Here is a 12,506-nt window from a genome sequence, read left to right as displayed (position 1 = left end):
GCAGGATTATGGAACTTCTACTTGATGGCTGCTTAAGAAAATCCCAATTACAAGACCAGCATTGCCTCACTTATCTTTTATTTCCCGACAACTCTTTTATTGCTTATCGGCTCAACAAGTTGATTAAAACAGTTTTCACTTTGATGTTCAGATCCGCAACTTTTTAAAAAAGTCGCGGATCTATGCCCGCTCATCTACAATTACAAAGCTTGTCCTGAGTCATGGATAAGAACGCCAATATCATCTACTCAGTTGTACTGTTGTCAATAGTTAGGGAGAAATCGTGGTAAGTTTAATGCTAATTATTAGCATTAATTTCTAGCTGTTAAATATGGCAATTATCCTCACGCCGGAACAAGAAACAGAATTTTGGGCAGAAGCTGAACAAGATGGTCAGCAGCACTCACTCTTTCCATTTGAATCCTATTGTCAAATACCCAAGCAACTGGGCAAAGGATATGTGCGAAGCATAGAAGTACATCCCCAAGTGTGGCTGAGGATTGATAACTTTGAATATTACGATGAGATACTAGAACCGGGCTGTGAATGCGTTCACCCTTTGGAATTTGCTGTTCGCCTTTGTGGAACAATTATAGATGAATACGGAGGGCAATTAGGAGAAGGATACACGCTCATTTCTGGTGGCGGCATTCAACGAAATATGACTTTTTTAGATTCTCAAGCGCACGTGGGTATTGGCTTTAGTATGCCTCCTGAGTTGTTGGCAACCTTTTTCCCCACAGTCGATGGAGAAATTCTAACGCAACTACGTTTTTTGGCAAAAGGTAACGAGTGGCAGACATTGCTCTACCCAAAAACCACAACCTCAATCCAGACAGTCGTACAGCAAATAGTCAACTGTCCCTATCAAGGAATGACGGAGCGTCTATATTTACAGGGGAAGGTGATAGAGTTGATGGCACTGCAACTTGCTCCTTTTTTAGCTGAACAAGCTAGAGTTCAAATATCGCCAAGATTAAGGAATACAACGATCGCTTGCATTTATCACGCTAGGGAAATTTTGCTCTCACGTTTAGATAATCCGCCATCGATACTAGAATTGGCGCAACTTGTAGGAGTAAGTGATCGCACTCTCAAACGCGGATTTCAAGAATTATTTGGCACAACGGTATTTGGCTGCCTGTTCAACAAACGCATGGAGAAAGCACAGCAATGGTTACGTTCAGGCGAGCGTACTGTCGCACAAGTCGCCAATTTACTAGGTTACTCAAATCCGGCACATTTTGCGACTGCGTTTAAACGCAAATTTGGGATCACACCCAGCGAATGTTTGTTGGGGAAAAAGTCCTTTTAGCGAAGATAATACCCTTATTTGGGTAGACACGATTGCTCAAATCTCCATACAATACACCCCAGACTTATTAAGAACCTTGTCATTAAATCAGGTTGGTTCGGTGGAGTGTGAGGAATAATGAGAATTCGGCAGTTGTTGTCTAGTATTTGTCTTGGGTTTGTGATGAGTTTGTTGCCGATGTTGATGCCACAACTAGCAAAAGCACAAGTCAAGCACAATCAGCCAACAGCAATCAACAGTGGGGAAAGTTTCAAAGCGACTGCTGATTCTTCTACTAATAAAAGAATTAAGCGAGTCAGCGAGATTGAACACCCAGCCACCAATGCTAGTGGATTACTTTTGCAATCGTCAACCCCACAAACAACGCCAGCATCAGCAATTATACCAATTACAGGAGTGAAAGCTAATCCCACTTCCCAAGGTGTGGAGGTGATTTTAGAGACACCGCTTGGAACTCAACTGCAAGTTACAAATCGCAGTACGGGCAACAATTTTATTGTTGATGTATCTGGCGGGCAGTTACGGTTAGCAGATGGCAATGCTTTTACATTTCGTTCGGAAAAACCAGTTGCGGGAATTACAGAAATTACAGTCACAAATATTAATGCCAATACTGTGCGAGTGACAGTGGTGGGTGAAAAGGTTTTGCCTACGGTTGAGTTATTTGATGATAATGCAGGGCTGGTTTTTGCAGTAGCATCGCAGGCAACTGCAATGCAGCCATCTCAAACACCACAAACTGAAGAACAGCCACCAAACCAGACACCGCAACAGATACCATCGACACAAGGCGATGAGCCAATTGAGTTAGTTGTGACGGGTGAGCAAGATAACTATCGTGCAACAGATGCTTCAACTGCCACCAAAACCGACACACCTCTACGCGACATCCCTCAATCAATTCACGTAGTACCCCGGCAAGTACTGGAAGACCAGCAGGCGAGAAACTTGGCTGAAGCGGTTAGAAATGCGCCCGGTGTAGTCCAAGGAGGTCAATCATCAACTCGTGGAAATTTTGAAGCTGTTTCAATCCGAGGCTTTCGTTCACAAAGTGATATCCAGAGAAACGGCTTGAGAGACCTTACTTATCAACTTGCGAGTTTTGATGCGGCTGGTCTTGAACGAATTGAAGTGCTCAAAGGACCAGCTTCAGTTCTCTACGGTCAGGGTTCATTGGGCGGAGTCATCAATTATGTCACCAAACAACCACTGAGCAAGCCTTACTACGCAGTGGAAGCTTCTGCTGGCAGCTTCAACTTCTATCGCGGAGCTTTTGACTTTTCTAGTCCACTCAATGACAGCAAAACGTTATTGTATCGTCTTAACCTTGCAACTCAGACGACAGAAAGTTTCCTGGACTTCTATGATGAACAAAAATACTTTGTTGCTCCTGTGGTTTCCTGGCAAATCAGCGATCGCACTAAGATTACTTTTTCTGGCGAATATCAGGTTCGACCCAAAAAGAATGGTCAGCTGGGGCTTCCTGCCGAGGGGACTATCCTACCCAATCCGAATGGTCAAATACCGCGCGATCGCAACACAGCAGAGCCGTTTAGTACAATGGATCAAAGTGCGCTTCGCGTTGGCTACGATCTCGAACATCGCTTTAGTGACAACTGGCAGCTACGTAGCGCTTTTGGATATTCCTCATCTCAACGGTTTACGAATTGGATTATTAACGGCCAGTTAGATGATGAGAAGCGAACTATAAGTAGAGGTTACGAAAATGGTGTCGATGATTACAGATTCTATAATCTTGACACATATGTAATTGGTAAGTTTACTACAGGTAGCATTGGGCATCAACTGGTCACAGGATTTAATCTTAACAGGCAAACCCAATATTACACCGGCTACGATCGCGAAATTGCTTCCCTTGACCTGTTCAACCCTGTATACGGTAGTCAGCCATTTGGCGATCCTAGTTTTTTTGAAGGTCTCGACACAACAGACACACTTGGTATTTATGTTCAAGATCAAGTAACACTGGCTGACAATCTGAAACTGCTATTGGGTGGGCGGTTTGATACCTTCAACCAGACCTCAGAGGATTATCTTGCTAAGACAGAACAAACGCAATCTGATGATGCATTTAGTCCGCGTGTGGGAATTGTTTATCAGCCGATAAAAGCAATTTCATTGTATGCTAACTATAGTCGTTCTTTTAGCCCAAACACTGGAAGAGCCTTTGATAACAGTATATTTCAACCCGAACGCGGCACTTCTTATGAAGTAGGTATCAAAGGAGATATTAGCAGTACACTTTCTGCGACACTTGCCTTTTACGATTTGACACGCTCCAATGTCTTGACCACTGATCCAATCAATACTGACTTCTCTATCCAAACAGGTGAGCAACGCAGCAAAGGGGTTGAATTTAGCATTGCCGGGGAAATTTTACCAGGATGGAACATCATTGCAGGTTATGCTTACACTGATGCAGAAATTACCAAAGACAATACCTATGCGGTTGGCAACTTGCTAAATAATATTCCCAAACACAGCTTTAACTTATGGACCTCCTACAACATTCAATCTGGTAGCTTCAAAGGTTTGGGCTTTGGCTTGGGGTTATTCTACGTCGGAGAACGCCAAGGAGACTTAAACAATACCTTCACTTTGCCTAGTTATTTCCTGACCGAGGCGGCTATCTTTTATAAACAAGACAGGTTCCGGGCAGGAATTAATTTTAAGAATTTGTTTGACGTTGATTATATTGAATCTGCCCTTAACAGGACAAATCTTTTTTATGCCGATCCGTTTACGGTGCAGGGGACAATTTCATGGGAGTTTTGACTTACTTCCTTTATTGCTTTTTACCTCGGTGTTTAAATTCCCGACTTTTTTAAAAAGTTGGGAATCTATGCCTTGCTGGCACTCATCACTAACTCCCAAGTGCTTCTAGCTAAGAGAGTAAATCAGCCGCACTCATGAAATTTAACAATGCTTCGCCCAGAGTTTCTAATGGTTACTCAAATTCAGCACACTTTGCGACTGCCTTTAAACGCCAATTTGGAATTACATCCAGCGAATGTTTGTTGGGTAAAAAGTCCTTTTAGGAAGATGATGCCCTTTTTAGGTTGACACGAAAGCGAGAATCTCTATACAATACCCCCATTCTAATTAATAATTTTTCTCATTTAATTAAAGTTGGTTTGGTGGAGTGTGAGGAATAATGAGAATTGAGCGATCGCCATCTAATAATTGGCTGTGGTTAGTAATGATTTTTCTGCCGTTGTTGATGGCACAATCTGTACAAGCACAGGTTAAGCAGAATCAGCCAACAGCAATCAATAGTGGGGAAAGTTTTAAAGCGACTGCTGATTCTTCTAATAGAAAAATTAGGCGAGTCAGCGAGATTGAACGCCCAGCCACCAATGCCAGTGGATTGCTTTCTCAATCGTCAACCCCACCCAACCCCCCTTACCAAGGAGAGAAACAGGGGGGTGAAGTTGTACCAATTACGGGGGTGAAAGCCAATCCCACTAATAAAGGTGTGGAGGTAATTTTAGAGACACCACTTGGAACTCAACTGCAAGTTACCAATCGCAGTACGGGCAACAATTTTATTGTTGATGTATCTGGTGGGCAGTTACGGTTAGCTTCGGGCAATACTTTTACATTTCGTTCAGATAAACCACTTGCGGGAATTACACAAATAACGGCTACGAATATTAACGCAAATACTGTGCGAGTGACGGTGGTGGGTGAAAAGGCTTTGCCCACGGTTGAGTTATATGATGATAATGCAGGTCTAGTTTTTGCCGTAGCAACTACAGCAACGGCGACTTCTCCACAACAGCCACCCCAAGTACCTCAAGCACAACAGCCCCAAAACCAGACACAGCCAAGTCAACCGTCAACTAGTGGTGACGAACCGATTGAGTTAGTAGTGACAGGTGAGCAAGATGGATATAGCGCATCTAATGCGACAACAGCTACCAGAACCGATACTCCCCTGCGCGACATTCCCCAGTCGATTCAGGTACTACCGCAACAAATAATCAAAGATCAGCAAGCTTTCCGCCTCACGGATGCTCTGCGAAATGTATCTGGGGTTCAATCAGGAAGTTCGTTTGGAGGCACACGGGACGTTTTTAGCGTTCGAGGTTTTGGGAGCTTTCTTTTCCGAGATGGCTTCAGAGACTCTTCAAATCGGACAACAATCAGAGAAACTGCCAATCTAGAGAGAATCGAGGTACTAAAAGGACCTGCCTCGGTACTGTTTGGCACCATCGAACCAGGTGGAATCATTAACCTGGTGACGAAGCAACCCTTATCAGAACCTTTTTATTCAGCAGAACTGCAAGCAGGAAGCTTTGGTCTTGTTCGACCGAGCATTGATTTTTCTGGTCCGTTGAACAGTGATCGAACTTTGCTCTATCGATTGAATGCCGTTTATGAAAGTGGTGGGAACTTTCGCGACTTTGACCAAGGCGTTGATCGGTTTTTTGTCTCGCCTGTATTAAGCTGGAAGATTAGTGATCGCACCGAGCTGACCTTTGAATTTTCGTATTTGGATGATACGAGACCGTTCGACATCACAGGAATCCCACCAATTGGCAGAAAGATTGCAGACATTCCGTATAGTCGCGTTGTGGATGAGCCAGACAATATCTCTTTTAGGAATGAGTTGAGCGCCAGTTATCGACTAGAACATCGCTTTAGCGAAAATTGGACACTTCGCAATGCTTTCCGCTTTTCTTCGAGCGATCAGAGGTTTATTGGAGCAAGGTATGAAACCCTTGATGAAACAACTGGCAACTTGAGCAGGACTTGGAGCGATAATAAAGGAACTAATCAAAGCTATGGTCTCCAAACCAACTTGATTGGTAAGTTTGCCACAGGCTCAGTCAAACATACCCTCTTATTCGGTGTCGATCTCAATCGCGATATTAACGACCTACATAACTACTTTGCATTTAATGGTGCCCCTGGCATTAATATTTTTAACCCAGTTTACCGTGTCACCCCAAGACCTAGACGAGAGGATCTTCCATTTAACGTTACGTTCGATCAGAGGTTAGACTTTCTAGGTATTTATCTCCAAGATCAGATCGCCCTAGCTGATAATTTGAAACTGTTAGTGGGTGGGCGCTTCGACTTTGTAGATCAAGAAAACGCCTTTACAAGCAGTGCAGGGGCTAACACTAATACTCAGCAGCAGGACAATGCTTTTACACCAAGAGTTGGTATTGTCTACCAACCCATACTGCCACTGTCACTCTATGCCAGTTATAGCCAGTCGTTTGCTCCAAATTCTGCCACAACAGTTGATGGTTCAATCTTAGAACCGGAGCGCGGCACTCAGTACGAGGTGGGGATTAGAGGAGAATTTCTCAAAGGCAGACTTTCAGCTAACTTAGCTGCCTATCACTTGACCAAGAGTAATGTTGCCACAACCGATCCAAATAATACAGATTACAGCATTCCGGTTGGAGAACAAACAAGTCAGGGTATTGAATTAGATGCTGCTGGAGAAATTCTTCCGGGCTGGAATATTATTACTAACTACGCCTACACCGATGCTAAAGTCTCAAAAGACAATAGTCTCCTACAAGGAAATCGATTTGAAGATGTGCCCTTTAATGGGGCAAGTCTGTGGACAACCTACCAAATCCAGCGGGGTGATTTGCAGGGGTTAGGCTTTGGCTTGGGGTTATTTTACGTTGGTGAAAGGGAAGGCGACTTGGAGAACACGTATGAATTAAGCAGCTATCTGCGTACCGATGCCAGCATCTTTTACAAGAAAAATAACTGGCGGACAGGAATTAATTTCAAAAATATTTTCAATGTGGATTACATTGAGAATAGCTACAGCAGAGAACAAATCACTCCTGGTGCTCCTTTTACTGTTGTAGGGACATTTTCAATTGAATTTTGATTGTTCATCTTCTATGAATTTTTAATTTCAACAATTTTGTCTGTAAACGTTGAATTTGTTCTACTTCTGTGGCGAGTTTTTTCCTTGTGCTAATAACCAGATAATCTGATACTGACGGCTTTCTATGCCATCTTTAGCTTGACGATAAAGTTTTTCTAGCTCTTCTGAACTCAGATGTGTGGCTACACTAATTCGTTTCGACATTAGTCATCTTTGCACTCACTTCTTTTATCGCAAGCTATTACCCGGACATGATATCAGCTGAGTGCAATTTGCAAGAAGATTGGCATTGTCTTGGGTGATGCAAAACAATGTGGTGCGAGGTCTGACGACAAGCTGTTTCTCTACAAGACGCTTCGCGAATGCATCTATGTAACCAGCACCAATTACTAAAATCCCACAACTGGGTGAGATTGAGCATCTGCTATCAGAGCAATTCTTTACAGATTCTTAAACTAACGAATTAGGAATTATTTACTATGCTAAATTATGATTTATTGAGAAATTTTTCTAAGATATAAAACTTATTTCTCTAATTGCACAGCATCTATCATGCAAGTAAAATCCTTTCATCATCTAGTGTTCACTCTACACCGCTACATCGGTTTAGCGGTAGGACTGATTGCAATTATTGTCGGTTTGACTGGTAGTTTATTAGTTTTCCACTCCGAAATTGACAACTTTGATCAGCAGCGCCGTATTGGCACAATTACACCTCAAGGGGAAATGCTACCTGTTGAAGTTATTCTCAACACTGTGAAAAAAACCTATGCCGATCAACCAGATGCACCAGTGCAGAGGATTTACCTGCCTTCAAAGCCAAATGAGCTGATGAATGTAATCCTGAAAACCAAACAAAACGAATGGACAGAAAACTACGTTAACCCCTACACAGGAAAGATTATCGGCAATAACTTAAAGCCAAGCTTTGTGCAAAAGTTTTATGAAGTCGTCTACCCACTCCACTATGCTCTTTTAGGCGGTGACTGGGGCTATAAGTTTGTGGGCACGATTGGTTTTTTGATGTCTTTTATGAGCATTACAGGTATTATCCTCTGGCCCGGTTGGCGCAGATTGATATCTGGATTCAAAATCAAGTGGAATGCTCATCCCAAACGAGTAAACTTTGATATTCACAAAGTTGCTGGCGTAATTACGGCAGTATTTCTAATCTTCGCATTTTTCACAGGATTTTGCTGGAACTTCAGTGAATTCGTCAACCCAATGATCTATGCAGTCACCTTCAGCAAACAGCAAACTGACCCAGTATCTGTTCCCATTGCTGGTAAGTCTCCACTAGGACTTAAAGAACAATTAAAAACCGCTCAAGCTGCCTTACCGGATGGAGAACTTAGGAGAATTTATTTTCCAACTAAACCAGAAGAAGCTTTAAATGTTGCTTTTAAACTTCCTCAAGAAACTGAGGATTATGGTCAAAGCAGTGTTTATCTTGACCAATATAGTGGTAAGGTATTGCGAGTGGATAGTTCTTTGCAGGTGTCGTTAGGCGATCGCATTCTCAATTCTTTTACTCCCCTACACTACGGTACATTCTGGGGATTACCTACTCGTATTTTCTACATCTTTGTCGGACTTGCACCGTTAATCTTATCTGTTACTGGCTTTGTCATGTGGCAATATCGCTATCGAGCAAAACCTGTAGTTAGCCGCACAATAGAAATATCACAGTCAGGTCGCAATTAACTAATAATTGATACTGACAAAAAAAGGGGCAAGTCTGCCCCCTAAAATTGTTAAGCGTAGCTTCTACTAAAGAACCACTTCATTGGCAACCCGCTTGCGCTTCCCACCTCAGTCAGGTGATTGGATAAAAATGCAAATCTTTCTCATTTGCTGCTAACAATCCAGTATAATATTTGCCAACTTCACCAGACTGACTCAAAGTAGCTGTCTTCTATTTTTCGGATAATTCGGTAAGCTGTAGACTCATTTACTCCCCAAGATTGACCTATATGAAAGTAGGTACGGTACTCTCCGGAGGCGGAGCGTCTCCGGCTCCGCTCCAGTATTCCAATGTCATCAACAATTGGTCTTGTAAGCTTAATTTACCCGGCCGTCCTGTTTTCTGTTTTGTTCGTTCTTGCGTAGGCGCAGCCCGTCGTAGACATCGCACTACCTCTACCATCTCGTTAAAAGTATCTGGACGTACACCACACAAGCGTTTAAAGTCTTCTGACTTCAGGCTCTTTACCTGTTCGTAGGTCATAGATGCTACCCAACTCTAACCTACTTTTCCCACACATTTAGGACTTTTGCAAGAGGTCTAATGACTGCACGCTCAAGCGAGGCTTTCAGCAAGTGTTTGGCAAAACTGCATTTAGCTATTTGCATGACTATCGACTAGAGCAAGCGCGGCAGCTATTGACAACGGGCGAAATGAAAGTTGCAGAGGTTGCTGAAGCGATCGGGTTTGCAGATCCGGGATATCTGGCAAGAGCATTCCGCAAAAAGTTTGGTTGCTACCCTGGTTGCTACCGACGGCAGTTTAAGTAAGATGAAAAATTCCGTCTAGTCAGCAAAAAAATTCCGTCTAGTCAGCAAAACAATCGCCCATTGCTCCCTACTTCCTGGTACTGTTCTTGAAAGAATTTCTTGAGTATCAGTTTTATTAAGTTGGTGTGGAGAGTCATGGGTGATTCATTCAAATTGACATTGATTGCAAGTATCGTCTGGGTCATGATTGCTCCAACAGTTTGGGCACAGGAGAAATCTCCCCTTAACAAAGTAAGATCAACGGAGCAAACCCAGAGCAAGATTCGAGAATTAAGTGAGATAGAGCTTCCGAATACCAGTGCTCAATATTTAGTGCAGTCGTCAACACCAAGCAACCAAGAGAACCTTGGAGGAAAAGTTATACCAATAACGTCCGTGAAAGCTAATCTAACTGCCAAAGGGGTAGAGGTGATTTTAGAGACACCTGTTGGGACTCAACTGCAAGTCACAAATCGCAGTGCGGGTAGCAATTTTATTGTGGATGTATCTGGCGGGCAATTGCGTTTACCATCGGGTGAAGCTTTTACATTTCGTTCCTCTAAACCACCTGCGGGAATTACTGAAATAACAGCACAGAATATTGACGCAAATACTGTGCGAGTGACGGTGGTGGGTGTTGCAGCTTTGCCAACAGTTGAGTTATATGATGATGATGCAGGTCTGGTTTTTGCAGTAGCAACTACAGCAACAGCAACTTCTCCACAACAGCCAACGCAACAGCCCCAAACACAGCTGCCCGAAAATCAGACACAGCCAACTCAACCATCAGCTGGTGATCAGCCGATTGAGTTAGTGGTGACAGGGGAGCAAGATGGATACAATGCATCTGATGCATCAACTGCAACCAAAACTGATACACCTTTACGCGACATTCCCCAGTCGATTCAAGTTATCCCCCGCGAAGTGATTCAAGATCAAGGTGCGGTTCGTTTGACCGAAGCAGTCCGTAATGTCAGTGGTGTGTCACTCGCAGGCACTAGTGGCGATCGCGGAGAAGATTACACAATTCGGGGATTTTTTGCCAACGTTTACAAAAATGGTTTCCTTGACGATTACTACTCCGATCGCGCCTTTCGAGACAGCGCCAATATCGAGCGAATAGAAGTTCTTAAAGGACCAGCCTCGGTGTTGTTTGGACGCTTAGAACCTTCGGGTATCATCAACTTAGTGACCAAAAAGCCATTAGCCGATCCATATTACAATTTAAGTTTTACCGCAGGCAGCTATAGTTTTTATCGCCCCACACTAGATTTTTCCGGTCCATTAACGGAGGACGGAAAGTTGGGTTATCGTCTCAACGTTGCCTACGAAAATTCTGGAAGTTTCCGCGACTTTGTTAACAAAGAAAGATTTTTTATCGCTCCTGTACTGAGCTGGAAAATTGGTGACAAGACAAACCTGACTTTGGAAGGTGAATATCTCCACACGGAAAATCCTCTAGATCGTGGGCTACCGGTAATTGACAATAAGATTGCAGATATTCCTATTAGCCGCTATCTCAGCGATCCGAGAAATCAAGTCGTTGTAGATGAATCAAAAACCTACCTGACTTTGAATCATGACTTTAATCAGAATTTATCGCTACGTAGTGCTTTTCGGGTAACGACCGCATCAGAAACAAATAATCGTTTTGTCATTCAGCCAATTTTTGCAACCAGTAACAATGGAACTATTGATCTTTACAATAGTGGTCCCTTTAATCAGTATTATGAAACTTATTTTCTTCAGAATGACTTAACTGGTAAATTCAATACTGGCTCAGTCAAGCATACACTTTTGTTCGGTGTGGAAGTTGGTAGATTGTATCAGCGCGATCAGGGCGTGACAGGACCCGATCAGTTGATTAATATTTTTAATCCTGTTTACAACTTTTCTTATGATGGTCCATATCAAACGCTTCAAAATACAACAAACAACACCAACACTTTCGGAATTTATCTTCAAGATCAGATTGCTGTTTTTGATAATCTCAAACTCCTTGTGGGTGGCAGGTTTGATACTTATCATAGTGAAACACAAGATTTCCTCAATGCCTCAACCACAGTCACAGATAGCGATGCGTTTTCGCCCCGTGTCGGGGTCGTTTACCAACCGACGAAAGAAATTTCACTGTTTGCCAACTATAGTCGCTCGTTTAATCCTGTTAATGGTACCGATAAGAACGGTGATGCTTTTGTGCCTGAAAGGGGAACTGGATACGAAGTCGGCATCAAAGGAGACTTTTTAAATAATCGTCTCTCTTCTACTTTAGCTTTCTATACAGTTACCAAGACCAATGTCACAACTGCCGATCCCAGCGATCCTACCGGAATCTTTTCAATTCAAGTCGGCGAACAACGTGCTCGTGGGATTGAGTTTGATATTGCTGGAGAAATCTTACCTGGTTGGAAAGTTATTGGTTCATACGCTTATTCCGATCCAGAAATCACTCAAGACAATACATATCCAGTCGGAAATACTCTAGCTAATACACCACGACATACTGGTTCGTTGTGGACAACTTATACTTTTCAAACAGGAGCATTAGAAGGTTTTGGTTTTGGTGGAGGCATTTTTGCTAACAGCGAAGCTTATGGAGATATAGATAACTCTTACACCATACCTGGTTTTGTACGGACTGATGCGGCACTTTTCTACAAAAAGGATCGCTTGAGAGCATCTATTAACTTTAAGAATTTATTTGATGTCACATATTTCGAGGGCACATTTTTGAGGGCAGCCAATCCTGCTGCACCGTTTACAGTTCAAGGAACAATTTCTTGGGAGTTCTAACGTCAGCCTACACGGCTGACT

Annotated in this window: 7 protein-coding genes and 2 pseudogenes; 6 read left to right on the top strand and 3 right to left on the bottom strand. The window is 42.9% G+C overall.

Going from position 1 to position 12,506, the window contains the following annotated elements; all coding sequences use genetic code 11:
• Positions 1 to 331 precede the first annotated feature (331 nt).
• The 3 genes from V7K56_RS14025 (at position 332) to V7K56_RS14015 (ending at position 7,199) form a co-directional block, all read left to right on the top strand.
• Positions 332 to 1,315, top strand: a complete 984-nt coding sequence (locus V7K56_RS14025) for an AraC family transcriptional regulator (RefSeq protein ID WP_334911386.1) — start codon at positions 332 to 334, stop codon at positions 1,313 to 1,315.
• Positions 1,316 to 1,432: 117 nt separating this feature from the next.
• Positions 1,433 to 4,111: a TonB-dependent receptor gene (locus tag V7K56_RS14020; RefSeq protein ID WP_334911384.1), complete on the top strand. Its 2,679-nt coding sequence runs from the start codon at positions 1,433 to 1,435 to the stop codon at positions 4,109 to 4,111.
• 379 nt (positions 4,112 to 4,490) lie between these two features.
• Positions 4,491 to 7,199 carry a TonB-dependent receptor gene (locus V7K56_RS14015; RefSeq protein ID WP_334911382.1) on the top strand — a complete coding sequence of 903 codons (2,709 nt, stop codon included), beginning with the start codon at positions 4,491 to 4,493 and terminating at the stop codon, positions 7,197 to 7,199.
• Positions 7,200 to 7,265: 66 nt separating this feature from the next.
• Here the strand turns inward: V7K56_RS14015 and V7K56_RS14010 are convergent.
• Positions 7,266 to 7,403 (bottom strand): annotated as a pseudogene (locus V7K56_RS14010) (IS630 family transposase); the annotation flags it as partial.
• Between the two features lie 348 nt (positions 7,404 to 7,751).
• Here V7K56_RS14010 and V7K56_RS14005 point away from each other — a divergent pair.
• Entirely contained in the window at positions 7,752 to 8,903 is a 1,152-nt protein-coding gene (locus V7K56_RS14005) for a PepSY-associated TM helix domain-containing protein (protein ID WP_334911380.1), read from the top strand.
• A 182-nt stretch (positions 8,904 to 9,085) separates the two neighbouring features.
• On the opposite strand, the gene V7K56_RS37085 is transcribed toward V7K56_RS14005, so the two are convergent.
• Together V7K56_RS37085 and V7K56_RS14000 are read right to left on the bottom strand one after the other, a co-directional pair.
• Positions 9,086 to 9,172: a hypothetical protein gene (locus tag V7K56_RS37085; RefSeq protein WP_442940039.1), complete on the bottom strand. Its 87-nt coding sequence runs from the start codon at positions 9,170 to 9,172 to the stop codon at positions 9,086 to 9,088.
• Positions 9,169 to 9,426, bottom strand: coding sequence for a hypothetical protein (locus tag V7K56_RS14000; protein ID WP_334911378.1), 258 nt, complete (start codon positions 9,424 to 9,426; stop codon positions 9,169 to 9,171). Before V7K56_RS14000 ends, V7K56_RS37085 begins: the two co-directional genes overlap by 4 nt.
• Positions 9,427 to 9,506: 80 nt before the next feature.
• Here V7K56_RS14000 and V7K56_RS13995 point away from each other — a divergent pair.
• Together V7K56_RS13995 and V7K56_RS13990 are read left to right on the top strand one after the other, a co-directional pair.
• A pseudogene (locus tag V7K56_RS13995) lies at positions 9,507 to 9,713 on the top strand (helix-turn-helix domain-containing protein); the annotation flags it as partial.
• A gap of 135 nt (positions 9,714 to 9,848) precedes the next feature.
• Positions 9,849 to 12,485: a TonB-dependent siderophore receptor gene (locus V7K56_RS13990; RefSeq protein ID WP_334911376.1), complete on the top strand. Its 2,637-nt coding sequence runs from the start codon at positions 9,849 to 9,851 to the stop codon at positions 12,483 to 12,485.
• The last annotated feature ends 21 nt before the right edge of the window (positions 12,486 to 12,506 follow it).

Source organism: Nostoc sp. (genome assembly GCF_036917535.1).
Classification (GTDB): Bacteria; Cyanobacteriota; Cyanobacteriia; order Cyanobacteriales; family Nostocaceae; genus Nostoc.
The sequence above is the reverse complement of the archived record's forward strand: the minus strand, read 5'-3'. Positions and strand labels throughout refer to the sequence as shown.